Source organism: Pseudomonas sp. B10 (assembly GCF_900156235.1).
GTDB lineage: Bacteria > Pseudomonadota > Gammaproteobacteria > Pseudomonadales > Pseudomonadaceae > Aquipseudomonas > Aquipseudomonas siliginis.
The window spans coordinates 1,841,627-1,867,977 of record NZ_LT707063.1 but is presented as its reverse complement, the minus strand read 5'-3'; the positions used below and the strand labels follow the sequence as shown (position 1 = coordinate 1,867,977).

Below are 26,351 nucleotides of genomic sequence, written 5' to 3'. Positions count from 1 at the left end.
TGGGTGAATATCCATTTCTGCGGTAACGGCGACTTAGGGTTCCGCCCTTACGGCGGGTCACCTTTTTCAAACGCCAAAAAGGTAACCGAAAAGGCTTGCTCCTGCGTTCGGCCCTCGCAGGCTCGGGTTCCTTCGCTGCGGGACTGATCCGGGCGCAGCGGCTCCGGTTTGCTTCGCTGCACCTCCTTCCGCTGTGTCTGGCTGCGCCAGACGGTCGCTGCGCTCCCACGCCCGGATCAATCCCTCCGCTCAGCCTTCCGACGTCGCCGGTGGATCAAGATCAAGAGCACTCGAGCTTGCGCTCATTGTTGAGTGGTGCGGCTTCGCCGCGGGCAGCTGCGCTGCTTTGCTTTTATGTGGGAGCGAGCCTGCTCGCGAAGGCGGCCTGGCAGCCACCCATATCTCTCTGAAACCACTCGATCCCTGTGGGAGCTGGCTTGCCAGCGATAGCGCCCTCACATCCAACCAATATCTACCGAATACACTCAGTTTCATTGTGGGAGCGAGCCTGCTCGCGAAGAGGCCGGTACATTCAACAGATGTATTGAATCATCAGACGCTTTCGCGAGCAGCCTCGCTCCCTCTTCACGTCGGCTGAGCCTCAGCCCCGTGGCAACCGGACAACGGCGGTCAGGCCACCACCCGGTGTTTCTTCCAGATCCAACCGCCCACCCAGCCGCTGCGCGGCTTCGCGGGCGATGGTCATGCCCAGCCCTACGCCGCCGGAATTGCGGTTGCGCGAGCCTTCCAGTCGGTAAAACGGCTCGAACACCGCTTCCCGCTGGTCTTCAGCAATACCCGGTCCGTGATCAATCACCCGAATCAGCAGTTCTTCGCGCTGTTCCAGCAGTTCAATCCGTGCCTGTCCGGCGTAACGCAGGGCGTTGTCCAGCAGGTTGTTGATGCACGAGCGCAGCGCCATCGGTTGTACTGGCAAAGGCGCGCAGTGGCCGCTGACCTGTACATCGGCGCCCTGGTCCTGGGCGTTTTCGCTCAGCGATTCGACCAGCGCCTGCACGTCCAGCAACTGCAAGGCTTCGCTGGTGCGTTGTTCGTGCAGATAGGTGAGGGTGGCGTCGAGCATGCCGATCATGTCGTCCAGATCCTGGCGCATCTGGCTTTGCAGTTTGTCGTCGCTGATGTTTTCCAGGCGCAGTTTCAGGCGTGACAGTGGCGTGCGCAGGTCGTGGGAGACGGCGCCGAGCATGCGCGCGCGTTGCTGGACCTGTTCGCGGATGCGCCGTTGCATGAGGTTGAAAGTGTGCGCCGCTTGCCGGGCTTCGCGCGGGCCGGATTCGTCGAGGGGGTCGCTGTCGAGGTCTTCGCTCAGGCGCTCGGCGGCGTCGCTCAGGCGCTGGATCGGCCGGGTGAGCAGTTTGGCGCCGTACCAGGCGGCGATCATCAGCGTGATGAATTGAAAGGTCAGCGGCACCACCGGGCCACCGAACCAGGGGCGCGGTTGCCTCGGTGGATAAGCGGCGTCGCGCATGGGCGGTTGGCCGTCGATGTTCGCCGAGAACTCGGGCGGTGGTGGGGGCGGAGGAGGGCCGTAGAGCCTGAACCAGGCGAAGGCCAGCAGGTGCGCCAGGACAATCGCCGCGAACAGCACCCCGAACAGGCGACCGAACAGGGTGTCCAAGCGCGCCTTCATCAGCCGATGTCCCGCGCGTCGAACAGGTAACCCTCGCCGCGCACGGTCTTGATCAACTGCGGGGCTTTCGGGTCGTCACCGAGTTTTTGCCGCAGGCGCGAGACCAGCAGGTCGATGCTGCGGTCGAAGGCTTCGATCGAGCGACCGCGAGCGGCGTCGAGCAGTTGTTCGCGGCTGAGCACGCGGCGCGGGCGTTCGATGAAGACCCAGAGCAGGCGGAATTCGGCGTTGGACAAGGGCACTACCAGGCCGTTGTCGGCGACCACTTGGCGCAGGACGCTGTTGAGGCGCCAGTTGTCGAAGCGAATGTTGGCGCGCTGGTCAGTGCGGTCGTCGCGCACGCGGCGCAGGATGGTCTGGATGCGGGCGACCAGTTCGCGTGGTTCGAACGGCTTGGCCATGTAATCGTCTGCGCCCAGTTCCAGGCCGATGATGCGGTCGGTGGGTTCGCAGCGGGCGGTGAGCATCAGGATCGGGATGTCCGATTCGGCGCGCAGCCAGCGGCACAGCGACAGGCCGTCTTCGCCGGGCAGCATCAGGTCGAGGACGATGACGTCGAAATGTTCGCCCTGCAGCGCCTGGCGCATCGCCGCGCCGTCGGTGACGCCGCTGGCGTGAATGTTGAAACGGGCGAGGTAATCGATCATCAGCTCGCGGATCGGCACGTCATCATCAACGATCAGCGCGCGGATGCTCCAGCGCTTGTCGTCTTTGCTTTCATCCGTCACGGTTGTCGGGGCGTTGTGCATTGGGCTGTTCACTGCCAGTGGTGGTTTCAGCATAGGCGTCCGGCCGGGAGGCGGGAAGTGCTGTTGTAAGGACGTGTTGCGCCGGGCGAGGCTAACCCGAATGCGTGTTGCCGGCGTGTCGGTTGTGTATCGGAGTCGACACAATAGCCGCGCCGGCTAAGCTGATAACCGCCAGCGCGACGATTTACCGATCATCGGGTGCCGCGCCGCCGCCGGTTCCGCTACAATGCGCGCCGTTTTCGACCAGCCTGAGAGCCCATCCATGTCCGCCTGCCAGACTCCTATCATCGTCGCCCTGGATTTCCCCACCCGTGACGCCGCACTGAAGCTGGCCGACCAGTTGGACCCGAAGCTGTGCCGGGTCAAAGTGGGCAAGGAACTGTTCACCAGTTGCGCGGCGGAAATCGTCGGCACCCTGCGTGACAAGGGTTTTGAAGTGTTTCTGGATCTCAAATTCCACGACATCCCCAATACCACTGCGATGGCTGTGAAAGCCGCTGCCGAGATGGGTGTGTGGATGGTCAACGTGCACTGCTCGGGCGGTCTGCGCATGATGGCCGCCTGCCGTGAAGAGCTGGACAAGCGCAGTGGTCCGCAACCGTTGTTGATTGGTGTGACCGTGCTGACCAGCATGGAGCGCGAGGATCTGGCCGGTATTGGTCTGGATATCGAGCCGCAGGAACAAGTGCTGCGTCTGGCGGCACTGGCCGAGAAGGCCGGGATGGACGGTCTGGTGTGTTCGGCGCTGGAAGCGTCGGCGCTGAAAACCGCGCACCCGTCGCTGCAACTGGTGACCCCGGGGATTCGCCCGGCGGGCAGCGCGCAGGATGATCAACGGCGCATTCTGACCCCGCGTCAGGCGCTGGATGCCGGTTCCGATTATCTGGTGATCGGCCGTCCGATCAGCCAAGCGGCGAACCCGGCGCAGGCGCTGGCGGCGGTTGTAGCGGAAATCGCCTAAAGCTTATTGAAGATCCAACTGTGGGAGCGAGCCTGCTCGCGAAGAGGGAGTGTCAGTCGACATCATTACCGACTGATCCACCGCTTTCGCGAGCAGGCTCGCTCCCACATTGGTTTCAGGCTGGCCTTAAACCTTCAGAACCAACTTGCCAAAGTTCTCGCCGTTGAACAGTTTCATCAGCGTCTCGGGGAACGTCTCCAGCCCATCAACCACATCTTCCTTGCTCTTGAGCTGCCCGTTGGCCATCCAGCCGGCCATCTCCTGGGCGGCGCTGGCGAACTGCGCGGCGTAGTCCATCACCACAAAACCTTCCATGCGCGCGCGATTGACCAGCAGTGACAGGTAATTGGCCGGGCCTTTGACCGCTTCTTTATTGTTGTACTGGCTGATGGCGCCGCAGATCACCACCCGCGCTTTCATGCTCAAGCGGCTCAGCACCGCATCGAGAATGTCGCCACCGACGTTATCGAAGTACACGTCCACGCCTTTCGGACATTCGCGCTTCAGTCCGGCCACGACGTCTTCGGCCTTGTAATCGATGGCGCCGTCGAAGCCCAATTCGTCGATGAGGAATTTGCACTTGTCGGCCCCGCCGGCAATGCCAACGACGCGGCAGCCTTTGATTTTGGCGATCTGCCCGGCCACGCTGCCCACCGCACCGGCCGCGCCGGACAGCACCACGGTGTCACCGGCTTTCGGGGCGCCGACGTCGAGCAGGGCGAAGTAGGCGGTCATGCCGGTCATGCCCAGCGCCGACAGATAGCGGGGCAATGGCGCGAGTTTCGGGTCGACCTTATAGAAGCCGCGCGGCTCGCCAAGGAAATAATCCTGCACACCGAGGGCACCATTGACGTAATCGCCGACGGCGAAGCCGGGATTGTTCGAAGCGATGACTTTTCCCACGCCCAGTGCGCGCATGACCTCACCGAGACCGACCGGCGGGATGTAGGACTTGCCTTCGTTCATCCAGCCGCGCATGGCCGGGTCGAGGGACAGGTATTCGTTTTTCACCAGAATCTGTCCCGCCTGTGGCTCGCCGACCGGTACTTCCTGATAAGTGAAAGTCTCGCGGGTCGCGGCGCCCACCGGGCGTTTGGCGAGCAGGAACTGGCGATTGGTCTGGTTGGTCATGACAGGCACTCGAATGGAATGAAGCCTTGTTGATAGCTCTTCAACGCCGATGTCGCAAGGTTGGCTGATGCGGCGAATGCAGGTCGATCCAGTGCAGTGATGGTTACGGGGTGGGGTTTATCACTGCGGCGCATGCGCCGGTAAACAGCGATTGCATAGTGCTGACGCGCTTCCGCCGCCCTTGGCTATGCTGCGACGCAACATCTCCAAGTTTTTGCATTCGAGGACATCTCCATGAGCATGACGTTTTCCGGTCAGGTGGTTGTAATCACGGGGGCCGCCTATGGCATCGGCCGCGCGACAGCCCTGGCGTTTGCCGCCGAAGGCCTGAAAGTGGTGGTGGCTGACCTCGACGCGGCTGGAGGCGAAGGCACGGTGGCGCTGATTCGTACAGCCGGTGGCGAAGCGTCCTTCGTGCGCTGCGACGTGACGGTGGAAAGCGATGTAAAAAATCTGATGGATGAGGTGATCAATACCTACGGTCGTCTCGACTATGCCTTCAACAACGCCGGGATCGAAATCGAGAAAGGCAAACTCGCCGACGGTTCGCTGGACGAATTCGACGCGATCATGGGCGTCAACGTCAAAGGCGTCTGGCTGTGCATGAAGTATCAGTTGCCGTTGCTGTTGGCGCAGGGCGGTGGCGCGATCGTCAACACGGCGTCGGTAGCCGGGCTGGGCGCAGCGCCGAAAATGAGCATCTACGCGGCGTCGAAACATGCGGTGATCGGCCTGACCAAGTCGGCGGCGATCGAATACGCGAAAAAGAAAATCCGCGTCAACGCAGTGTGCCCGGCAGTGATTGATACGGACATGTTCCGCCGCGCCTACGAAGCCGACCCGAAGAAGGGCGAATTCGCCAATGCCATGCATCCGGTCGGACGCATCGGCAAGGTCGAGGAAATCGCCAGCGCGGTGCTGTATCTGTGCAGCGATGGCGCAGCGTTCACCACTGGGCATTCGCTGGCAGTGGATGGCGGCGTGACAGCGTTCTGAAGGTTGCCGTAATTTTAAGAACCCGCCTGCGTGCGGGTTTTTTGTACCTCGCGGTCGGTCCTTGTGAATACCGCTAAACAATGTGTATCAAACCGTTAGAACTGCCGCATTTGGCGGTGTTGTCGCACAGCCTCGGCGGCGCGGCTGTGATTTACTGCTGCCAGCAAAACTGACAGGAGTTTGCGAGCTCATGGAACTGAGAATTGACCGACAGGCAATGGTGCCGGTCGTGCAGCAGATCGTCGATGGAATGACTGACTGGATTGTGCAAAGCGGCATCCCGCCGGCCACCCGGTTACCCTCCGTACGGCAAATCGCCCGGGGGAATCTGCTCAGCCAGTCGTGCGTTGTCGAAGCCTGCGAGCGCCTGGTTTCGCAAGGCGTATTGACCACGCGTCAGGGCGCGGGATTCATCGTCGCGGCCTCGCCGGCATTGCGCGAAGCGGACTCGGAATGGGCAGCCTGCGAGGGCCGCCCCGCATGGCGTGATGAGGTGGACGCCGCAACGAGTCGCTTGATTTTGGGGCAAGGAGGCTTGCCACCGAGCTGGCGTGAGCCCGACGACCTCAGCTACGCGCTGCGCGAGGTGGCACGCACCGACATGGCCAGCCTGTTCAACTACAGCTCGCCACTGGGCCTGCCAGCGTTGCGCGAGCAAATTGCCAAGCGTCTGAAACTGCTGAATATCGACGCCTGCAATACCCGGCTGATGAGCACCAGCGGTGCCAGTCATGCGCTTGACCTGATCGTGCGCACCCTGTTCAAGGCTGGCGATTGCGTGGTGGTGGAAACGCCCGGTTATGCACCGTTGTTTGACCTGTTGCGTCTGCACGGCGTACAGATGCTCGAAGTTCGTCGTACGCCGAGCGGGCCGGACATCGACATGCTCGAGTCGGTGCTGCGTCAGTTTCGTCCCGGCGCTCTGTTCATCGGCAGTCATCACCACAATCCCACCGGCAGTTGCCTGACTCCCGCCGTTGCCCAGCGCATCGTGCAGTTGAGCAAGACCTACGACCTGCGCGTGATCGAAGATGACGTCTACGCTGATCTGCACACCGGCAACGGTACGCGGTTGGCGGCGCTGGACCATGGCGGCCGGGTCATTTATGTCGGCAGCTTCTCCAAGACACTGAGCAGTTCGTTGCGGGTCGGCTTTGTCCTGGCGGACAGCGAACTGCTCAAGCGCCTGGCGGAGGTCAAGATGATCAGCGGCCTGGGCTGTTCGAGGCTGGCCGAGGCGGTTCTGGCCAGGCTGATGGCGACCGGCGCCTATCGCAAACTGGTGCAGCGCCAGCGTCAGCGCTTGAATGCCGATCGCGCGGCGGCCTTGCAGGCCCTGGAAGATGCCGAGTGGGAAGTGTTCGGCAAGCCGGTTGGCGGGCTGTTTATCTGGGCGCGGGCACGCTTGCGCGACCAGGCGTCGGTGCGCAGGCAGGCCCAGCACTGCGGGCTGGAGTTGTCAGCAGCGGACGCTTTCAGTCCCAGCGGTGAGTGCGGTGACTGGCAGCGCATCAATGTGGCCTGTGCCTGCGACCCACGGGCGCGGCAGTTTTTTCGCAATACTTGCGCGGATCGACCTCCAGCATTCTGAAAACGACGCGGGCGTAGCTTTTTGCCATTATTCCGACGCCAGAGTCTTGTGCTGGTTCGAGCCCGTTGCGAATCTTCGGCAACAGACTTTGGCAGGGGACTACGCGCAATGATTTCGGCCGTGCAAGGACGTTTCGCCAACCTAGGTATGGCGAAAAAACTGGGTATCGGATTTGTGCTCGTCTTGCTGCTGACTGCGTTGGTGGCGGCGATCGGCGTCTGGTCCCTGCAAACCATCAGTCTGCGTTTCGACGGCTTGAAGCAGATGTCCGCGCTCAACAGCGGCCTGCTCAAAGTGCGCCTGCTCGAGCAGGAATACGCCCTGCGCGGCAATCCGAAGACCGCCGATGCCTTGCGCGAGGGCGTCGATGGGCTGATCGTCCTTGCCGGTGAGCTCAAGGCGCATTCCCCGGCCAACGTCCCGGTGATGAGCGATGTCGAGCAAGCGCTGGGCGCGTATCGCAAGGCCTTCGATGAATTTGTCTCGCTGAGCCAGGCCAAGGACCTTGCGCTGGAGATGGCCAGTTGGTCGGTGTCCAGCGTGGCCAATAACCTCGACGTGTTGCAGAGCGGGCTGGCCGATGATGGCGCTTATACGTTGAAAGACACCGAGGGCAAGGACGGCGCGCAGTTCATCGAACAGGCGAATCAGGTCAGTCAGGTCTCGCGACTGATGCTGCAAGCGATGAACGAAGCGCGCGTGCGGCTGGATCAAAGCCGCAAGGGCGATGCCGAGAATGCCGGGCAAGGCAATATCGAACAGGCCGCGCAAGCGCAGGAGCAGGCCGAGGCGTTGAAAAGCACGGTCAAGGACGAGGGCTATCTGACGGTGCTCAACGAAGTGTCGGGGCATATCGCCGGATTCAACGAGAAGCTGGCTGAATACACCGGTTTGCTGGCGCAAGAAAAAACTGTTTATGACCAGTTGCATCAGCGCGCGGCGCAAGTGGTGGATCGGGTCAATCAGGCCTATGTCGCCGAAGATGCTTCGATGCAGGCGGAGCTGAAAAAGAACACGGTATTGATCATTGGCTCTTCGGCGCTGGCCTTGTTGGTCGGATTACTCGCCGCGTGGGTAATAACGCGCCTGATCGTGGCGCCGCTGCGCAGTGTGATTCGTGTGGCGCAGCAGATTGCTGCGGGTGATCTGACGGCGAAGGTCGAGGTGACGCGCCGCGATGAAATGGGGCAATTGATGTTGGCGATGCAGCAGATGGCTGCCGGCCTCGGCACGATTGTCAGTGGCTTGCAGGCCGGCATCGAGCGCTTGGCCGGTTCCGCGCAATCGCTGTCGGCGGTGACGGAACAGACCAATCTGGAGGTCAACAGCCAGAAGGAGGAAACCGAGCAGGTCGCCACCGCCATGAACCAGATGACCGCCACGGTACATGACGTCGCGCGCAATGCCGAAGAGGCGGCGCTGGCGGCGCAGACGGCGGATGACAAGGTCGAGAGCGGCCAGCAGGTGGTGCGCCAAAGCATGGCGCGGATCGAGCAGTTGGCGGATTCAGCGACCTCGGCCAGTTCCAGCATCGAGAGCCTCAGCGCCGAGATCCAGAATATCGGCACGGTGCTGGAGGTGATCAAGAGCGTGGCCGAGCAGACCAATCTGTTGGCGCTGAACGCGGCGATCGAAGCGGCGCGGGCCGGGGAGCAGGGCAGGGGGTTTGCCGTGGTCGCCGATGAGGTGCGTGCGCTGGCACGGCGTACGCAGCAATCGACAGAGGAGATCGAGCGCTTGGTCAGTGCCCTGCGGGCAGCGGCGCAGTCGTCGGTGCAGCAGATTCGCAGCAGTGGCGAGTTGGTGAAGCTGGCGGTCAGTGATGCGTTGCAGACCGAGAGTGCGCTGGGGAGTATTGCCGCGGCGGTGTCGTTGATTCAGCAGATGAATCAGCAGATCGCGGCGGCGGCGGAGGAGCAGAGTTCGGTGGCGGAGGAGATCAATCGCAGTGTTACGCAGATTCGTGCGAGCGCGGATCACTCTTCCGTGGCGATGCGCGGGAATGCGGCTTCGAGTGTTGAGCTGGCGCAGTTGGGCGGCGAGTTGCGCTCGATGGTTGGGCATTTTCGGCTTTGAGCCTTGGCGGCCTTTGGGCCGACCAGGCTCTCGGCTTCGCCGCGTGGGGATGGCCCGGGTTTGCTTTTGCTGTTCTCTGGGAGCTGGCTTGCCAGCGAAGGCGGCCTGACAGCCGACCGATTTTTACCTGAGAACACTGCTTCCCAATGTGGGAGCGAGCCTGCTCGCGAATGCGGTCTTCAATTCACACCTCTTTCAAGTCGCCCACAAAAAAGCCACCCATGAAGGTGGCTTCTTTACCGGCATTCCCGACTCAGTCGTAAATCACTTTCTTCTTCCAGTCCGCATCGGCTTCGACATCCTTCAAACCGGCAGTCAGTTGGTTTTCTTCACCTTCCACCGGGGCAATCTTGTCCATGACCTGGGCATTCGCTCGGGCGAGGAGTTTTTCCAGGTATTGCAGTTGCTCCGCGTACATCTGCGGGTCCTGCTGTTTGCGCAGATATTGCACGCCGCGTTCGAAGGCGAGGCGGGCCTGGCCGGGTTGGTTTTGTTGCAGGGACTGTTGGCCGAGGTTGTTGAAGAATTCGATGTGCAGCAGCACGAGGATGTGGCGCACCTCGCGGATCCATTGTTTGGCTTCGTTCGGTGGCAGGAAGCCGTCGTGGGCCGCGCGGGTGATCTGGCCGTGCAGGGCTTCGAGGAGGAAGCGCACGTCTTTGGCTTTGGCTTCGGTCAGGATCGGCGCGGGCGGGTTGTTCACCGGGATCGATTCGCCTTGGGCAACGAGGGCGCTGAGTTCGGTGATGCGGGCCTTGGTGGTTGCGCTGGTCTTTTCCAGATTGAGCAGGCGCTGGCAGACGTTGAGTTCCAGGCGGGTCAGCAGCAGTTTCAGCGCCGGGGTCATGAACTGGCCGGGGAAGGTTTCGGTCAGTTCGCCGCAGCGGCGCAGGCGGTCGTTGAGTTCGACTTTGGTGCGGGCCTTCTCCAGTTTGTTGTTTTCCACCACATGGTTCATGTAGCCAATGGCGATCAGAATTGCGATCCCGGCTACGACTAGCAGGGTGATCATGAGTGGTGTCACCGGTAAGACCTCTTTATAGGGTTCGCATGCGAGTGTAGTGGCTGGGCATTTAGGCGCCTAGCGCCGCTCGACGGGTTTGATCGGCTGCTGCAATCTGTATCGGCCGCCAGCTGTATAGATGAATGCTGGCGCTTGATGTGCAGATTGCCATCACTGTGCGGTGACTATAACGTCTTGGCGAGTGGCGGAATATAGGCGTCAGGTTTCGGACGACGGAAAAGCCTTACGCGGCCCGTAATCCGGGTCGAAGTCATTGATTTAAATAAATTTATATCAGGGGGTTGACGACCCCTCAATCCATCCATAGAATGCGCGCCACTTGCAGCGTAAAGCACACAGCGAAACGCGGCAGGGAGTGAATGTTGTAGTGTGTCCCCTTCGTCTAGTGGCCTAGGACACCGCCCTTTCACGGCGGTAACAGGGGTTCGAGTCCCCTAGGGGACGCCAATGCGGGAATAGCTCAGTTGGTAGAGCACGACCTTGCCAAGGTCGGGGTCGCGAGTTCGAGTCTCGTTTCCCGCTCCAATTTTAAACAGCAGTGCTTTCGGGCGGTGCTGAGTGAAACCAGAACCAAGTCTTCGGATGCGGATCTGGACACCGAAACACACACCATGTGTTCCGGGTAGCGTGTCCCCTTCGTCTAGTGGCCTAGGACACCGCCCTTTCACGGCGGTAACAGGGGTTCGAGTCCCCTAGGGGACGCCATTTGCGGGAATAGCTCAGTTGGTAGAGCACGACCTTGCCAAGGTCGGGGTCGCGAGTTCGAGTCTCGTTTCCCGCTCCAATTTCACAAAAACGCCGATCAGTGATGATCGGCGTTTTTGTTTGTGCGCGTTTTGTGGCAGCAATAAAAAAGGACCTTTTCACAGGTCCTTTTTTATTTTGAGCCCGGTCATCGGTGACTGGGCTCAGGCAGGGCTTTACAGCTTCGGCAATTGCCCGACACGCCCCATCATTTCCGTGACGATCTGCAGATCCAGCAGGAACTGATCGACGGTCTTGAACTCGCCATCGGTGTGGCCGGTGTATTTGGCTTCAGGTCGCGCCAGGCCGAATTGCACGCCGTTCGGCAACTCGTGAACCGACGTCGCGCCAGCGGAAGTACCGAATTCCGATTTCATGCCGAGGTTTTCGCTGGCTACGGCAAGCAGCGCCTTGACCCATTCACCTTCGGGGTTGCGATACATCGGTTCGGCTACGGAATAGTCGAACGCTACAGCGACATGAGTCTTCTTGCTCCAGGCATCCAGTTTCTCAGCGATCTCAGCCTTGAGCTTTTCTGGAGACTTGCCCTTCGGTACGCGCAGATTCACCGCCAGCTTGAAGGCTTTGTCATCTTCGCCGACGTAGGTCAGCGAGGTGGTCAGTGGCCCCATGAACGAGTCGGAGAAACCGACGCCGAGTTTTTTGCCCAAGTAGTCCAGGCCCCAGTTGTCATCGGCATAACGCGCGGCATCGGTGAACTGGTTGTGCTTGAGCGCGACTTTGCCGTCTAGGCTGTTGATGAAACTCAGCATTCGCGCGACCGGGTTGACGCCGGACTCTGGTTCGGAGGAGTGCGCAGAAACTCCCGTCACGGTCAGTTTGACGTCTTTGCCATCAACCTTTGCCGCGACTTCGAAATTGCCGCCGTTGGCCTTGGCATAAGCATCGCCGGCCTTTTGCAGACTGGCGGCGAGCTCGGCAGGCTTGTCGGTTACCAGCGTGACCACCGAAGCGGACGGAATCTGGTTGGTCGCCTTGCCGCCGGTCATCGAAATGATTTCCGCGCCGTTGCCTTCGCCTTTGCGTTTGGCAAAGTTGGCCATGACGGTGCCGTAACCTTTTTCGGCGATCACTACCGGATAACCGCCGTCCAGCGCCATGTTGTAGTTCGGCGTCGGGTTGCGCTCGAAGTAATAGGGAATGGCGTCGCCGCTGGTTTCTTCGGTGGTGTCGACCAGCAGCTTGAAGTTACGCGCCAGTGGCAGTTTCTCGTCCTTGATCACTTTCATGGCGTACAGCGCCACGACAATGGCGTTCTTGTCATCCTCGGTACCACGACCGTACATGCGATCGCCAATCAGCGTGACTTTGAATGGGTCGAGTTTGGTGCCATCTTTCAGCACCCAGTTTTCCGGCGTCACCGGCACCACATCGGCGTGCGCGTGAATACCGACGACTTCGTCGCCTTTGCCGTCCAGAGAGATTTCGTAGACGCGGTTATCGATATTGCGGAATTTCAAACCGAAGGATTCGGCGAGTTTCTGGATCTCGCCGGCAATCTTGATGAATTCCGGGTTGTCGTGTTGCTCCACGCCGTCCTTGCGGAAGGTCGGGATCTCGACGAGTTGGCGCAGGGTTTCCAGCGCGGCCTTGCCATATTTCACGCGGGTATAAATGCCCAGCAGACGGTGAATTTCATTCTGCTGTTCGGCGTTCAGGGTCTTGTTGTCGAGGAAGGCGCTGATGGACGGGGTGAGATTATCCGTCTTGGCCGGATCGCTTTTCGCCAGGCTGCCAAGGAAGCTGCGGAAATCCGTCAAGCTCTTGCCGTCAAAGGATTTCAGGATCGCTGCACTTTGCTCGGCAGTGATGTTGGCTTGTGCGGCACTGGTAAATGCGGTGAGGCTGGCCATGACGAGCGTAGCGGCGGCCAGTTTTTTCAGGGAAAAGACCATTGAACAGGCATTCCTTTGCTAGAGATTGGGAAAATATGTCTGACGCTTGCGGCAGAAACATTTTGCAACCTACCACCATGAGCAGGTGGAGAGGGAGTCACAAACTTGATCTGTCGCACAGAAATGCAAAAGAGGCGCACAAATGAAAAAGTCCCGGCAGCTAATGCCGGGACTTTTTTCTGTGGGTTACATCGATAGCATCAGGCGTCCGGCAAACAGAATGAGGATGACGCCCATGCTGCGCTCGAACCAGTGTCCAAGGCGCATGAACAGCAGGCGCACTTTGTTGCTGGAGAAAAACAGCGCGACGATCACGAACCACAGCGCGTTGACGAAGCACATCCACAAGCCATAGAACGCCTGGATCTGCAGCGGTGTGCTGGCGCTGATGATCGTGGTGAAGATGGCCAGGAAAAACAGCGTGGCCTTGGGGTTGGTCGCGTTGGTCAGAAAACCGGTGCTGAATGCCTTGAACAGTGACTGTTCAACCAGCGGCTCATCGGCAGTTTTTTCGCCTTCGACGCTGCTCTTCGGTTTGCTGCGAATCAGGCTGACGCCCAGATAAAGGATGTACGCACCGCCGACCACTTTGGCGACGGTCAGCAGCCACGGCGTGGTGTGCATCAGGGCGCCGACGCCGAGCAGGGTATACAGCACATGCACGGAAATCCCCGCGCCGATGCCCAGCGCAGTGCAGATGCCGACAAGGCGGCCGAAGCGCACGCTCTGGCGGATGGTCACGGCGAAGTCCGGACCGGGCGCAACCACGGCGAGAAAGTGGATGGTGGCCAATGCGAGAAACTCGCCCAGGTAATTGGAAAGCATGTCAGCTCCAGAAAGTCAGAGGGGAAGCATTGCCGCGATAGCCGACAAAGAACGACAGGCTCAAACGCGGATCCGCGACGCCCGGAGTTACCGAGTGCATGCGCCGTGAATTGAACATGATGAAATCGCCGGGCTGCGGTCGCACTTCCAGCGCGGGCGGCCCCAGCAGCGACGGCTCGATGCCATAACTGTCGCCGCGCATTTCGTCGAATTGATCGGGGGTGATGTGGTCATTCCACATCTGCAAGGCGCCACCCTCGGTGGGCATGTTCAGGTAGACGTTGCAGGCAAATTGCGCCTCGAGGCTGCGCGCCTGAAAACTGTCCGGGGCGTCCTTGGCGAAGATGTCGTGATGAGCAAGAAAGCACACGCCGGGTTTGACCACGCGCGACAAGCCGACATACATCTTGCGCCCGTAGAGGTTTTCCAGATGTGCGCCGGCGGGCCAGGATTCGTCGAGCATGCAGCGCAGGGTGTCGATCGGCGAGGAGTAGGGCGCGCAGCGCTGGCGCAGTTCGGCGATGTTGCGGGTGGCGCGTTCGAAGTAATCCTCGATCAGCAGCGGCTGGTTTTCCGCCTCGTAGAAGGCCATGCCGATGCGGCCGATACTCGGCGCGTTGATGTAGCCTTCAAAGCCTGGGGCGAGGATCTTGTCACCGATCTCGATCGCCAGCGGCTCGGGCAGAAAGCGTTTGACGCGGATGGCGAGGACTTCTTCGTTGGCCAGTTTTTTTATGCACGTCTCATCGAGACGCTCGACGTCTAGCATCATTTGTTTTAGGTCCATCTATCGATAGTCAACGGAACCGGCGAGCGCGGTTCCCCGGCGTCGGACGCTGCGCTATGGCAACGTCCGAAATGCTCAATCCACGCTGTAGTGGACGGACAGCGTGCCTTTCTTCTGCGAAAGGGACGCGATCGTGACTGTGCCCAGATCCTTCAGGCTGCGTACGTGGGTGCCACCGCAGCCATAGGCTGGCAGTTCACCGAAACTGATTTCCCGCGCGCCCTCGCGCAGCGAGGTCAGGCGCGGCAGATCGTGTTCGATCCACTGCTCGATACCGGTTTGCACGGTTGGCGCATCGACTTCTTCAGCGCCATCGCCCGGCTTGAATTGCACCCGGCCCTCGTCCGGCCAGTGGTGCGCCTTGATCGGCATCCAGCCCATGGCCTGAATGAAATGACCGATCAGGTGCCCGGCCGAATGCATGCGTGTGTTGAAGCGGCGACGTTCTTCATCGATACGGATGACGGTCATGCCCAGGGGCACCGGGCGGTCGACAAAATGAACAATGCGCTCCGCTTCCTGCACCACTCGCGACACCTGACTCTCACCGATCCAGCCGGTGTCGCAAGGCTGACCGCCGCCCTGCGGGTGAAACAGGGTAGCGCGCAGCACTACGGCGAATTCGTTCTCGTGGGGTGTGCAGTCGAGGACTTCGACATTCGCCTTGAGGTCATCGCTGTGAAAAAACAGGCGAAGCGTCATATTCCATGCCCTGATCGAAGTTCTGTTTTTATTATATGAATCGTGCAATAACGTGATAATCCATTCGAACATCAAAGGACTTGTGCGTTGTGAGCATCAATCTTCCGCTGCCGCTGCTGGGTGAAATGGCGATTTTCGTCAAGGTTGTCGAGACCGGCAGCTTCTCTGAAGCGGCGCGGCAGATGGGTTCCTCTCCCTCGGCGGTCAGTCGCAGTATTTCCCGCTTGGAAAAGGCGTTGGCCACGCGCTTGCTGCAACGCACCACGCGCAAACTGCGCTTGAGCGATGGCGGTGAGGAGGTGTTCAAGCGTTGCCAGGAAATGGTCAGCGCGGCCAGGTCGGTGATGGAAATCAGCGGCCAGTTCACCCACGAAGCCGAAGGTCTGGTGCGGGTCAGCGTGCCAAAAGCGGTGGGGCGCTTTGTGGTTCATCCGCACATGCCGGAGTTTCTGCGCCGCTATCCCAAGGTTGATGTGGAGTTGTTGCTGGAAGATCGTCAGGTCGATCTGATCGATGATCATGTCGATCTGGCAATTCGCATCACTGATCGTCCACCGGCCGGTCTGGTCGGGCGGCAGTTGCTGACCATCGATCATTTGCTTTGCGCCACGCCGCAATACCTGGCCGAACACGGCACGCCGACGCATCCTCACGATTTGCTCAACCACAGTTGTATTTATCTGGGCGAAACGCCGAGCGATGCGCGCTGGAAATTCAAGAAGGGCAGCAAGGCGGTGACGGTCGGAGTGCGTGGGCGCTATGCCGCCAATCACACGGGTGTGCGGTTGGGGGCGGTGTTGCAGCACATCGGCATTGGCAGTCTTCCGTATTTCACGGCGCGTTACGCCTTGGAGCAGAAGTTGATTGTGCAGGTGTTGCCGGACTGGACGTTTCTTGCCTCTTATCATGGTGGGTTGTGGTTGCTGCATTCGCCGACGCGGTATCTGCCGCCGAAGTTGCGGGTGTTTATTGATTATCTGGTGGAGTGTTTGCAGAAGGAGCCGACGTTGGGTAGGCCCGGGAAGTCGGTGGGCGGGGGCAATTTGGCTGTGGCGTATGAGCTGCCGGAGAGTGAGGGGTTGCTTTGAGGTTTTTTTGGGGGGACTTGGCGGCCTTTGGGCCGACCATGCTCTTGGGGTTTTGGGTGAATATCCGTTTCTGCGGGTGTTGCGGATTACGGTTCCGCCCTTACGGCGGGTCACCTTTTTCAAACGCCAAAAAGGTAACCGAAAAGGCTTGCTCCTGCGTTCGGCCCTCGCAGGCTCGGGTTCCTTCGCTGCGGGATCGATCCGGGCGCAGCGGCTACGGTTTGCTTCGCTGCACCTCCTTCCGCTGTGTACGACTGCGTCGTACGGTCGCTGCGCTCCCACGCCCGGATCAATCCCTCCGCTCAGCCTTCCGACGTCGCCTGTGAATCAAGATCAAAAGCGGTACTCGAGCTTGCGCTCATTGTTTTGAGTGGTGAAAAGCGTGCAATTGGCTTGGGTTTTGTATTGGATTCGCCCCTCATCGGAACGCCGCCCGCCCAGCCCTATCCCGAGGGAGAGGGGGCCGGTTTGTAGGTTGTTCGTAATCTGCATTCGACTCGGTAATTCAGGTCGACGTACCTCATCCAAACAGCGCGGTCAGTCCGCTCTCCCTCCGGGAGAGGGCTAGGGTGAGGGGCTTTTGATCTTGAAAAAAAGGCCCGCACTGAATCACCAGTGCGGGCCTTTTGATTACCTGTCGAATATCAGTGCTTGCTGTCCTGCGCGGACATGGCCAGCAGTTGTTTTTCCTGGTTCCAGTCAAACGGTTCGTCGTTCTGTTCGGCTTCGTAGCGGCGTTCTTCGAGGGCCTGGTAGAGGTCGATTTCTTCGTCGGAGAGGTAGTGCAGGCAGTCGCCGGCGAAGAACCACAGCAGGTCGCGTGGGATCAGGTGGGCGATTTGCGGGTAGCGGCTGATGACTTGGGTGAGGATGTCCTGGCCCAGGTATTGGCTTTCGATAGGGTCGATCGGCAGGGAGGCCAGCAGTTCGTCGAAGCGCTCGAGGAACAGGGCATGGCTTTCTTCGGGCACTTGTTCGGCCTCACCTACGGCGACCAGGATACTGCGCAGGTGGTCGAGCAACACGAGATGATCGGCAACGACGTTGGACACGAGATAAGTCCTCAAGAGCAAAACGGGCGCGGGAGTATAAAGCCCTCGCGCCGTTTTTTCACATAAACCGGGATCAGCGGACTTTGCCCTCTGCCTGGGTCAGTTCTTCTTTGGCGAAATCGTCGACGTCGATCACCTTGCGGCGGGCCGCTTCGGCGTCGCGCAGGCTTTGTGCTTCGACGGCTTGCAGCACGCCGGCTTCCAGCGCGGCATCGATGGCGTGTTCGCCGGCTGCCGGTTTGACCTGGCCGCTCTTCAGTGCGGTGTGGAGTTTTTTGTGCAGCGGTTGCGCGGCGTTGAGCAGGTCGCTGGCGTGTTGCAGCGCGCCCACGGCATCGTCCGCCGATTGCGGGCGGTAGCAGCCGGCGAGCAGTTCTTCGAGGGCCGGATCGCCTTTGGCGCGACCGATGACCGCCGCGACTTCGGCGCCGAGTTTGTCCGATGGGCCTTTGTGACGGCGACCAAACGGGAAGACAATGACCCGCAGCAGGCAGCCGATGACTTTGTTCGGGAAGTTGCTCAGCAGTTCATCCAGCGCACGCTCCGACTGGCCGAGACTTTCTTCCATGGCCCAGCGGAACAGCGGCTCCATGTACGCCGGCGAATCCAGGTCGTGATAGCGCTTGAGCGCGGCGGAGGCCAGATACAGGTTGCTCAGTACATCGCCGAGGCGTGCCGACAGACGTTCGCGGCGTTTCAGTTCGCCGCCCAGGAGCATCATACTGAAGTCGGCGAGCATGGCGAATGCGGCGGCCTGACGGTTCAGCGCGCGGAAGTAGCCTTGGCTGATCCTGTCACCCGGCGCATGTTCGAAATGGCCAAGGCCGAGGTTCAGCACCAGTGTGCTGGCCGCATTGCTGACGGCGAAACCGATGTGCTTGAGCAGCAGGCCATCGAACTCCTTGAGCGCCTGGTCTTTATCCTGGCGACCGGCGAGGGCCATTTCCTTGAGTACGAATGGATGGCAGCGGATCGCGCCCTGACCGAAGATCATCAGGTTGCGCGACAGGATGTTCGCGCCTTCGACGGTGATGAAGATCGGCGCGCCGTTCCAGCTGCGGCCCAGGTAGTTGTTCGGCCCCATGATGATCGCTTTACCACCATGCACATCCATGGCGTGGCTGATGCATTCGCGGCCGCGTTCGGTGAGGTGGTATTTGAGGATCGCCGACAGCACCGATGGTTTTTCACCCAGGTCCACCGCGTTGGCGGTGAGCATGCGGGCGGCGTCCATCATCCAGGCGTTGCCGCCGATGCGCGCCATGGCTTCCTGAATGCCTTCGAACGCGGACAGCGGTACATTGAATTGCTCGCGAATCTGCGCGTACTGGCCGGTGACCAGACTGGTGAACTTGGCCGCACCGGTACCGACGGCTGGCAGCGAGATCGAACGCCCGACTGACAGGCAGTTCATCAGCATCATCCAGCCCTTGCCGAGCATTTCCTGACCACCGATGAGGTAGTCAAGCGGAATGAACACGTCCTTGCCGGAGTTCGGGCCGTTCATGAACGCGGCGCCCAGCGGCAGGTGCCGACGACCGATTTCCACTCCTGCGGTATCGGTCGGGATCAGCGCCAGACTGATGCCGAGGTCCTCTTCCTCACCGAGCAGGTGATCCGGGTCATAAGCCTTGAATGCCAGGCCAAGCAGGGTAGCGACCGGGCCGAGGGTGATGTAGCGCTTTTCCCAGTTCAGGCGCAGGCCGATAACTTCCTGTCCTTCCCACTGGCCTTTGCAGATGATCCCGGTGTCGGGCATCGCGCCGGCATCGGAACCGGCCAGCGGACCAGTAAGGGCGAAGCACGGAATATCGTCGCCACGGGCCAGTCGCGGCAGGTAGTGATTACGTTGTTCGTCGGTGCCGTAATGCAGCAGCAGCTCGGCCGGGCCGAGGGAGTTCGGGACCATCACGGTGGAGGCGAGGTCGCCACTGCGCGTCGCCAGTTTCATTGCCACTTGTGAGTGAGCGTAGGCCGAGAAGCCTTTGCCGCCGTATTCCTTGGGAATGATCAGGGCGAAAAAGCCATGTTCCTTGATGTGCGTCCAGGCCTCGGGCGGCAGGTCCATGGACTGGCCGATCTGCCAGTCGCTGACCATCGCGCAGAGTTCTTCGGTCGGGCCATCGATGAAAGCCTGTTCTTCTTCAGTCAGTTGCACCTTGGGATAGGACAGCAGTTTGTCCCAGTCCGGACGGCCGCTGAACAGCTCGCCGTCCCACCATACGGTGCCGGCATCGATTGCGTCGCGTTCGGTCTGCGACATGGGCGGCAGGGTTTTCTGGAACCAGTTGAACAGCGGCGCGGTGAAGTGCTTGCGGCGCAGGTCAGGCAGCAACAATGGCGCGGCGACTACCGCCAACAGGACCCAGAAGACAAACAGCAGCCAGCCCGGCGCGTGACTGAAAATCCCCATGGCGACCAGATAGGCCGCAACGATGCCCAACGCGGGCAGCGGGGCGATGCGTCGATGGGCGAGATACGCCACGCCGACGATCAAAACCAGTATCCACAACAACAGCATATTCAGTCCTCCGTGAACCAAAGCAAATCGACCCTCCAGAGCTTAGACGGCATCTGCAAACAAGGGTGGTCAGAGCATGGTGATTGAAATCGTGGGAAACCCCGGATGGTTTTCGTAGGTTCGGTGGGCAACACGTGTGGGAAATCGTTCGTTGCTGCGCAGCTTTGCTTTCAGGTTTGGCCGAAACGTCGTTATCTCTGTGCTCAGGCTGTCGCTAGACTCGTGGCTTACCCAGGAGATTGCCGTCATGCACGAGTATCTGAGCCCCGGCCGCTTCATCGATAGTGACCACCCGGCAGTGGCGGAGTTCGCCGAGCAGCATCGCGGCGCCAGCAACCATCCGCGTGAGCAGGCGATCAGTCTGTATTACGCCGTGCGTGAGGCGGTGCGCTACAACCCCTACACCTTCAGCCGTGATCCGCAAACCTTGCGTGGCAGTTACGCACTCGCAGCAGGAGAAAGTTACTGCGTGCCGAAAGCTACGCTGCTCGCCGGTTGTGCCCGGCATTGCGGGATCCCGGCGCGCATCGGTCTGGCCGATGTGCGCAATCATTTGTCGACGCCGCGTTTGCTCGAGCTGCTGAAAAGCGATGTATTCGCCATGCATGGCTACACCGAGCTGTTTCTCGACGGCCGCTGGGTCAAGGCGACGCCGGCGTTCAACCAGCAACTGTGCGAGCTGTTCAACGTCGCAGCGCTGGAGTTCGACGGCATCAATGACAGCGTTTTCCACCCGTTCAACCGTGACGGCGCGCAGTTGATGGAGTATCTGCTCGATCACGGCCAGTTCACCGATGTGCCGGAAACGTTCTTCTTCGAGCACCTGCAAAAGTGCTATCCGCATCTGTTCAGTGAGCAACTGCCGGTGCTGCTGGGCGATATGCAGAGCGATTTGAGTCGCACCTGATCCGGCGTATGCTGGCCGTCCACTCACTTGCAAAGAGGCGGTCATGCTGAAGATCTGGGGACGAAAAAATTCATCGAACGTCAGAAAGCCATTGTGGGCTGCCGAAGAGTTGGGCCTGGCTTACGAGGCCATCGATGCCGGCGGCGCGTTCGGTGTGGTCGATACGCCCGAGTACCGCGCGATGAACCCCAATGGCCGGGTGCCGGTGATCGAGGATGACGGTTTCGTGCTGTGGGAATCCAACGCCATCGTTCGCTATCTGCTGGCCAAACACGCCCCAGACAGCGCCTGGTATCCGGCGGATGCGCAAGCCCGCGCCACGGCGGACAAATGGATGGACTGGACCACGTCGAGTTTCGCCGGGCCGTTTCGCACGGTGTTCTGGGGTGTGCTGCGCACGCCTGCCGAGAAGCAGGACTGGAAGGCGATCAACGCCGCGATCAAGGAATGCGATGAACTGCTGAACATGGCCGACCACGCCTTGATCAGCCAGCCCTATCTTTCCGGCAATGACATCGGCATGGGCGACATTCCGCTGGGCAGCTTCATTTATGCCTGGTTCGAAATGCCCATCGAGCGCGCCCCGCAACCGCATCTGCAGGCGTGGTATGAACGCTTGAAACAGCGTCCGGCCTACCAGAAAGCGGTCATGACCGCGTTGACTTGATAATTACTATCGACACACTTGACTGTACTTGTGCGGCGGCGGCAAGCACCATTGCGAACTTGCGCCGCGGTTGTTTCCCTCGCCGTCCGCCCTTATTTACTTCTTTCCTTCCTTCTTGGTGCGTAAATCCGATATGAGTTCCGCTCTGTCCATCCGGCAGCTAACCAAAACCTACGGCAACGGGTTCCAGGCCTTGAGTGGTATCGATCTGGACGTCGCCGAAGGTGACTTTTTCGCCTTGCTCGGCCCCAACGGCGCCGGCAAATCCACAACCATCGGCATTCTCTCGACCCTGGTCAACAAGACCAGCGGCACCGTGAATATTTTTGGCCATGACCTGGACAAGAACCCGGCGGCGCTCAAGCGCTCGATCGGCGTGGTGCCGCAGGAATTCAACTTCAACCAGTTCGAAAAGACCTTCGACATCGTCGTGACCCAGGCCGGTTACTACGGCATTCCGGCGAAAGTCGCCAAGGAACGCGCCGAGCAGTACCTGACCCAGCTCGGCCTGTGGGACAAGCGCGATGTGCCGTCGCGTTCGCTGTCCGGCGGCATGAAACGTCGTTTGATGATCGCTCGTGCACTTGTGCACGAACCGCGTCTGCTTATTCTTGATGAACCGACTGCGGGCGTCGACATCGAGCTGCGCCGTTCGATGTGGACCTTCCTCACCGAGCTGAATCAGAAGGGCATCACCATCATCCTGACCACGCATTATCTGGAAGAGGCCGAGCAGCTGTGCCGCAACATCGGCATCATCGACCACGGCACCATCGTCGAAAACACCAGCATGAAACAGTTGCTGGGCCAGTTGCACGTGGAAACCTTTTTGCTCGACCTGAAACACGACTTGCACGTTGCGCCGCAATTGCTCGGCTACCCGGCCCGATTGCTCGACGGCCACACCCTGGAAGTGCAGGTCGACAAATCCATGGGCATCACGGCGCTGTTCACCCAGTTGGCGCAGCAGAACATCGAAGTGCTGAGCCTGCGCAACAAAACCAATCGCCTTGAGGAGTTGTTCGTGTCCCTGGTGGAGAAAAATCTGTCGAAGGTGGCGGTATGAGTTCCGAGTTCGGTCCCAACCTCGTCGCCCTGCAAACCATCGTCTACCGCGAGGTCAAACGCTTCATGCGGATCTGGCCGCAGACGTTGCTGCCGCCGGCGATCACCATGGTTCTGTACTTCGTGATTTTCGGCAACCTGATCGGCCGGCAGATCGGCGACATGGGTGGCTTCACCTACATGGAGTACATCGTGCCGGGGCTGATCATGATGTCGGTGATCACCAACTCCTACGGCAACGTGGTCTCGAGCTTCTTCGGCAGCAAGTTCCAGCGCTCGATCGAAGAGCTGATGGTTTCGCCGGTGTCACCGCACACGATCCTGATCGGCTTCACCATTGGTGGCGTATTGCGCGGTCTGGCGGTGGGGCTGATCGTGACGATTCTGTCGCTGTTCTTCACAGATTTGCAGGTGCATCACCTCGGCGTGACCATCCTGGTAGTGGTGCTGACCGCGACGATCTTCTCGCTGCTGGGCTTTATCAACGCGGTGTTTGCGCGCAACTTCGATGATATTTCGATCATTCCGACCTTTGTGCTGACCCCGCTGACTTACCTTGGCGGCGTGTTCTACTCGATCACTTTGCTGCCACCGTTCTGGCAGACCGTGTCGCTGGCCAACCCGGTGCTGCACATGGTCAACGCCTTCCGCTACGGCATCCTTGGTGTCTCGGATATCCGCATCGGCATCGCCATTACCTTCATGCTGGTGGCGACCGTGGTGCTGTATCTCGGCTGTGCGCGGTTGCTGGTGAGCGGGCGCGGAATGCGTACCTGATCCCGACCGCGTCGCTTTCTTCGCGAGCAGGCTCGCTCCCACATTGGAATGATGTTCTCTGTGGGAGCGAGCCTGCTCGCGAAGGGGCCAGCCCAGACACAACAAAAAACGGCCTCCCATCGCGGAGGCCGTTTTGCATTCATTTCTGCCGACTTTGCTTGCGCCGCCGCCATTGCCGCGCCACCCACCAGCGCCAGTACAGCATCACCAGAAAATAGGCGAGGACGCCCAGCACCAGGCCGACAACCACCGAGCCCAATAAAAACGGCTGCCACAATGTCGACAGCTCTCCGCTGATCCATTCCCAGGTCAGCTCGTCCGGCAGATGCCGCGCCGGCACATCCATCAGGAACGCCCCGGCTTGGTAGGTGCAGAAAAACACCGCCGGCATGGTGATCGGATTGGTCAGCCAGACCAGGCTCACCGCAATTGGCATATTGCCGCGCACCATCACCGCCAATGCCGCCGCCACCAGCATCTGTGCCGGGATCGGCAGGAACGCCGCAAACAGGCCGACCGCCATCGCCCGGGCGACCGAGTGGCGGTTGAGATGCCAGAGGTTAGGGTCATGCAGCAACGTGCCGAGAAAGCGTAAGGATTTGTGTTCCCTGATGCTCGTCGGGTCGGGCATGTAACGTTTGAATAAGCGCCGGGGCATAGGGCTTCTCGGTCGGTTAAGGCGGCAAGTATGTCTGGATTCTACGAACCGCCCATTCAGACTTTGTGACAATTGTTGACGACGGTGGTGCCGCAGACCGGCTATGCCTAGTGGGGGGACTCTCAAGGACGGGCATATGCGCACAGGGATGATGGCGCTGGCAGTCGGTCTGCTGGCCCCGGTTTTTTTACGGGCCTTGCCGCCGGTCGGTTTATTGGTGCTGCTGCCGGTGGTGGCGCTGATGTTGCTGCCGTTTCGCAGCTATCCATTGGCATTTTTGCTGTTTGGCTTTACCTGGGCCTGCGTTGGCGCGCAGTGGGCGCTAAATGACCGCTTGCCACCGAGCCTGGACGGCGAAACCCGTTGGCTTGAAGGGCGCGTGGTCGGCTTACCGCAACACAGCGATGGCGTGGTGCGTTTCGAACTGGCTGATGCGCGTTCGCGCCACGAAAAGCTGCCATCGCTGCTACGCCTGGCCTGGTACGCCGGGCCGCCGGTCAATGGTGGGGAGCGTTGGCGTCTGGCGGTGAAGTTGAAGCGCCCGGGTGGCCTGCTCAACCCGGATGCCTTCGATTACGAGGCCTGGCTGCTGGCGCAACGGATCGGTGCGACCGGCACGATCAAGGATGGCCAGCGCTTGGCTGAGGCCCGGCATGCATGGCGCGACGGCGTTCGCCAACGCCTGCTGGCGGTGGATGCGCAAGGACGCGAGGGCGCGCTGGCAGCGCTGGTGCTCGGCGACGGTTCAGGGCTCAGTCGCGAGGATTGGCAGGTACTTCAAGACACCGGCACCGTGCATTTGCTGGTGATCTCCGGCCAGCACATCGGTTTGCTGGCGGCGGTGATGTATCTGCTGGGCGCCGGGCTGGCGCGTTTCGCAATCTGGCCTGTGCGTTGGCCATGGTTGCCGTGGGCGTGTGGCCTGGCATTCGCGGCGGCGCTGGGTTACGGCTTGCTCGCCGGGTTCGATGTGCCGGTGCAGCGCGCCTGCGTGATGGTGGCGCTGGTGCTGCTGTGGCGCCTGCGTTTTCGTCATCTCGGCGCGTGGTGGCCGTTGCTGCTGGCATTCAATGGCGTGCTGCTGCTTGATCCGCTGGCCAGTTTGCGTCCGGGTTTCTGGCTGTCCTTCGCGGCGGTGGCAGTGTTGATCTTCACCTTCGGCGGTCGGCTGGGGGCCTGGCGGTGGTGGCAGACCTGGACCCGCGCGCAGTGGCTGATCGCGATAGGCTTGTGCCCGGTGTTGCTGGCGCTGAGCTTGCCCATCAGCGTCAGCGGGCCTGTAGCCAATCTGCTGGCGGTACCGTGGGTCAGCCTCGTGGTGCTGCCGCCGGCATTGCTCGGCACGCTATTGCTGCCCGTGCCTTATGTTGGCGAAGGACTGTTGTGGCTGGCCGGTGGTTTGATCGACTGGCTGTTTATCGGGCTGGCGCTGATTGCCGGGCAATGGCCGGCGTGGATACCGGCCGCCATTCCATTTTGGGCGTTGGTCCTGGGCAGCCTTGGCGCGATTTTATTGCTGTTGCCCCGTGGCGTGCCGCTGCGTCCGTTGGGCTGGCCGCTGCTGTTGCTTCTGGCATTGCCGCCTCGAGAGCAAACAGAAGAAGGGCGGGCCGATGTCTGGCAACTCGATGTTGGCCAGGGCCTGGCCATTCTCATCCGCACCCGCCATCACGCGCTTCTCTATGACGCCGGCCCGCGTTTCGGCGAGTTCGATCTCGGCGAGCGGGTGGTGTTGCCAGCGTTAAGCAAACTCAACGTGCAAGCGCTCGACTTGATGCTGCTCAGCCACGCTGACGCCGATCACGCTGGCGGCGCCCGGGCGGTCATGCGTGGATTGAAGGTGCACCGCGTGGTCAGCGGCGATCCGGCAAACCTGCCGCCGGAGCTGAACGCCGAAGCCTGCGCAAGTGGCGAACAATGGCAGTGGGACGGCGTGCGGTTCCAGCTCTGGCAATGGTCGGCGGCAGATGACAGCAACCAGCGTTCCTGTGTGTTGCAGATCGAGGCCAACGGTGAGCGCCTGCTGCTCACCGGCGACATCGATACTCATGCCGAGCGCGTCCTGCTCGACAGCCCGCTGGCCGTGCCGACGCAGTGGCTGCAATCGCCCCATCACGGCAGTCGCAGTTCATCGTCGATGGCGCTGCTCAAAACCTTGCAGCCCGAAGCGGTGCTGATCTCCCGCGGCCACGGCAACTCCTTCGGTCACCCGCATCCAACCGTGCTGGCGCGCTACCGCAAGCAAGGTCTGCGCATCTACGACAGCGCCGAGCACGGTGCCATTCATCTGCAACTGGGCAGCTTCAAGCCGCCGTGGACAATGCGGCAACAGCGGCGTTTCTGGCGCGATCCACCGGTGGCTGGCCGTTGATCGGTGCCAGCATGGGTGCCACCTCACGGTCGTCGGGGTGGCGGCTCTTAATCGCGGATCGGTATGGTAAAGTGGCGCACTTTTTCGAGGGG

At 60.6% G+C, this 26,351-nt stretch carries 21 protein-coding genes, 4 tRNA genes and 1 pseudogene; 15 read left to right on the top strand and 11 right to left on the bottom strand.

Features of this window, described 5'->3' with window-relative positions; all coding sequences use genetic code 11:
- Positions 1-601: 601 nt before the first annotated feature.
- Complete coding sequence (locus tag BXA01_RS08355) at positions 602-1,651, bottom strand: ATP-binding protein (RefSeq protein ID WP_076563831.1); 1,050 nt, start codon at positions 1,649-1,651, stop codon at positions 602-604.
- Positions 1,651-2,400: a response regulator gene (locus BXA01_RS08350; RefSeq protein WP_041479472.1), complete on the bottom strand. Its 750-nt coding sequence runs from the start codon at positions 2,398-2,400 to the stop codon at positions 1,651-1,653. The genes BXA01_RS08355 and BXA01_RS08350 overlap by 1 nt, the downstream gene beginning before the upstream one ends.
- Positions 2,401-2,662: 262 nt before the next feature.
- Between BXA01_RS08350 and pyrF the strand changes: the two genes are divergently transcribed.
- Positions 2,663-3,361, top strand: coding sequence for an orotidine-5'-phosphate decarboxylase (gene pyrF, locus BXA01_RS08345; protein ID WP_041479471.1), 699 nt, complete (start codon positions 2,663-2,665; stop codon positions 3,359-3,361).
- A gap of 126 nt (positions 3,362-3,487) precedes the next feature.
- On the opposite strand, the gene BXA01_RS08340 is transcribed toward pyrF, so the two are convergent.
- Entirely contained in the window at positions 3,488-4,492 is a 1,005-nt protein-coding gene (locus tag BXA01_RS08340; protein ID WP_076563830.1) for an NADP-dependent oxidoreductase, read from the bottom strand.
- Between the two features lie 234 nt (positions 4,493-4,726).
- Here BXA01_RS08340 and BXA01_RS08335 point away from each other — a divergent pair, with 234 nt between their 5' ends.
- The 4 genes and pseudogenes from BXA01_RS08335 (at position 4,727) to BXA01_RS27630 (ending at position 9,155) form a co-directional block, all read left to right on the top strand.
- A complete protein-coding gene (locus BXA01_RS08335) occupies positions 4,727-5,488 on the top strand; it encodes an SDR family oxidoreductase (RefSeq protein ID WP_076563829.1) in 762 nt (253 codons plus the stop codon).
- Positions 5,489-5,678: 190 nt separating this feature from the next.
- A complete protein-coding gene (locus BXA01_RS08330) occupies positions 5,679-7,079 on the top strand; it encodes an aminotransferase-like domain-containing protein (protein WP_076563828.1) in 1,401 nt (466 codons plus the stop codon).
- A gap of 108 nt (positions 7,080-7,187) precedes the next feature.
- Positions 7,188-8,246, top strand: a pseudogene (locus BXA01_RS27635) (HAMP domain-containing protein); the annotation flags it as partial.
- A gap of 15 nt (positions 8,247-8,261) precedes the next feature.
- Positions 8,262-9,155 (top strand): methyl-accepting chemotaxis protein, encoded by an 894-nt coding sequence (locus BXA01_RS27630; RefSeq protein WP_370695148.1) that lies wholly within the window; start codon positions 8,262-8,264, stop codon positions 9,153-9,155.
- 253 nt (positions 9,156-9,408) lie between these two features.
- Here BXA01_RS27630 and BXA01_RS08320 read toward each other — a convergent pair whose 3' ends face one another.
- Positions 9,409-10,167 carry a hypothetical protein gene (locus tag BXA01_RS08320; RefSeq protein ID WP_039764159.1) on the bottom strand — a complete coding sequence of 253 codons (759 nt, stop codon included), beginning with the start codon at positions 10,165-10,167 and terminating at the stop codon, positions 9,409-9,411.
- Positions 10,168-10,550: 383 nt separating this feature from the next.
- On the opposite strand from BXA01_RS08320, the gene BXA01_RS08315 reads away from it, so the two are divergent.
- The 4 genes from BXA01_RS08315 (at position 10,551) to BXA01_RS08300 (ending at position 10,963) form a co-directional block, all read left to right on the top strand.
- A tRNA-Glu gene (locus tag BXA01_RS08315) sits at positions 10,551-10,626 on the top strand.
- Between the two features lie 2 nt (positions 10,627-10,628).
- A tRNA-Gly gene (locus tag BXA01_RS08310) sits at positions 10,629-10,704 on the top strand.
- A gap of 104 nt (positions 10,705-10,808) precedes the next feature.
- Positions 10,809-10,884, top strand: a tRNA-Glu gene (locus BXA01_RS08305).
- Between the two features lie 3 nt (positions 10,885-10,887).
- A tRNA-Gly gene (locus tag BXA01_RS08300) sits at positions 10,888-10,963 on the top strand.
- A gap of 136 nt (positions 10,964-11,099) precedes the next feature.
- Here BXA01_RS08300 and BXA01_RS08295 read toward each other — a convergent pair.
- The 4 genes from BXA01_RS08295 to BXA01_RS08280 form a co-directional block, all read right to left on the bottom strand.
- Positions 11,100-12,839, bottom strand: coding sequence for a dipeptidase (locus BXA01_RS08295; RefSeq protein WP_076563825.1), 1,740 nt, complete (start codon positions 12,837-12,839; stop codon positions 11,100-11,102).
- A 186-nt stretch (positions 12,840-13,025) separates the two neighbouring features.
- On the bottom strand, positions 13,026-13,664 hold the full coding sequence (locus BXA01_RS08290) for a LysE family translocator (protein WP_016773667.1): 639 nt from the start codon (positions 13,662-13,664) through the stop codon (positions 13,026-13,028).
- Position 13,665: 1 nt separating this feature from the next.
- A complete protein-coding gene (locus BXA01_RS08285; protein ID WP_076563824.1) occupies positions 13,666-14,436 on the bottom strand; it encodes a 2OG-Fe(II) oxygenase in 771 nt (256 codons plus the stop codon).
- Between the two features lie 90 nt (positions 14,437-14,526).
- A complete protein-coding gene (locus BXA01_RS08280; RefSeq protein ID WP_076563823.1) occupies positions 14,527-15,153 on the bottom strand; it encodes a hypothetical protein in 627 nt (208 codons plus the stop codon).
- A gap of 89 nt (positions 15,154-15,242) precedes the next feature.
- Here BXA01_RS08280 and BXA01_RS08275 point away from each other — a divergent pair, with 89 nt between their 5' ends.
- Entirely contained in the window at positions 15,243-16,241 is a 999-nt protein-coding gene (locus BXA01_RS08275; RefSeq protein ID WP_076563822.1) for a LysR family transcriptional regulator, read from the top strand.
- Positions 16,242-16,885: 644 nt separating this feature from the next.
- Here the strand turns inward: BXA01_RS08275 and BXA01_RS08270 are convergent.
- Together BXA01_RS08270 and BXA01_RS08265 are read right to left on the bottom strand one after the other, a co-directional pair.
- A complete protein-coding gene (locus BXA01_RS08270) occupies positions 16,886-17,293 on the bottom strand; it encodes a PA2817 family protein (protein ID WP_039760212.1) in 408 nt (135 codons plus the stop codon).
- Between the two features lie 73 nt (positions 17,294-17,366).
- Complete coding sequence (locus BXA01_RS08265; RefSeq protein ID WP_076563821.1) at positions 17,367-19,814, bottom strand: acyl-CoA dehydrogenase; 2,448 nt, start codon at positions 19,812-19,814, stop codon at positions 17,367-17,369.
- 247 nt (positions 19,815-20,061) lie between these two features.
- On the opposite strand from BXA01_RS08265, the gene BXA01_RS08260 reads away from it, so the two are divergent.
- The 4 genes from BXA01_RS08260 (at position 20,062) to BXA01_RS08245 (ending at position 23,230) form a co-directional block, all read left to right on the top strand.
- Positions 20,062-20,721, top strand: a complete 660-nt coding sequence (locus tag BXA01_RS08260) for a transglutaminase-like domain-containing protein (protein WP_076563820.1) — start codon at positions 20,062-20,064, stop codon at positions 20,719-20,721.
- Positions 20,722-20,764: 43 nt separating this feature from the next.
- Positions 20,765-21,388 (top strand): glutathione S-transferase family protein, encoded by a 624-nt coding sequence (locus BXA01_RS08255; RefSeq protein WP_076563819.1) that lies wholly within the window; start codon positions 20,765-20,767, stop codon positions 21,386-21,388.
- Between the two features lie 133 nt (positions 21,389-21,521).
- Entirely contained in the window at positions 21,522-22,454 is a 933-nt protein-coding gene (locus BXA01_RS08250; RefSeq protein ID WP_076563818.1) for an ABC transporter ATP-binding protein, read from the top strand.
- Positions 22,451-23,230, top strand: coding sequence for an ABC transporter permease (locus BXA01_RS08245; protein WP_039760202.1), 780 nt, complete (start codon positions 22,451-22,453; stop codon positions 23,228-23,230). Before BXA01_RS08250 ends, BXA01_RS08245 begins: the two co-directional genes overlap by 4 nt.
- A gap of 139 nt (positions 23,231-23,369) precedes the next feature.
- Here BXA01_RS08245 and BXA01_RS08240 read toward each other — a convergent pair whose 3' ends face one another.
- Positions 23,370-23,888, bottom strand: a complete 519-nt coding sequence (locus BXA01_RS08240) for a DUF2062 domain-containing protein (RefSeq protein ID WP_039760200.1) — start codon at positions 23,886-23,888, stop codon at positions 23,370-23,372.
- 136 nt (positions 23,889-24,024) lie between these two features.
- On the opposite strand from BXA01_RS08240, the gene BXA01_RS08235 reads away from it, so the two are divergent.
- Positions 24,025-26,259 (top strand): DNA internalization-related competence protein ComEC/Rec2, encoded by a 2,235-nt coding sequence (locus BXA01_RS08235; RefSeq protein ID WP_076563817.1) that lies wholly within the window; start codon positions 24,025-24,027, stop codon positions 26,257-26,259.
- Positions 26,260-26,351 lie beyond the last annotated feature (92 nt).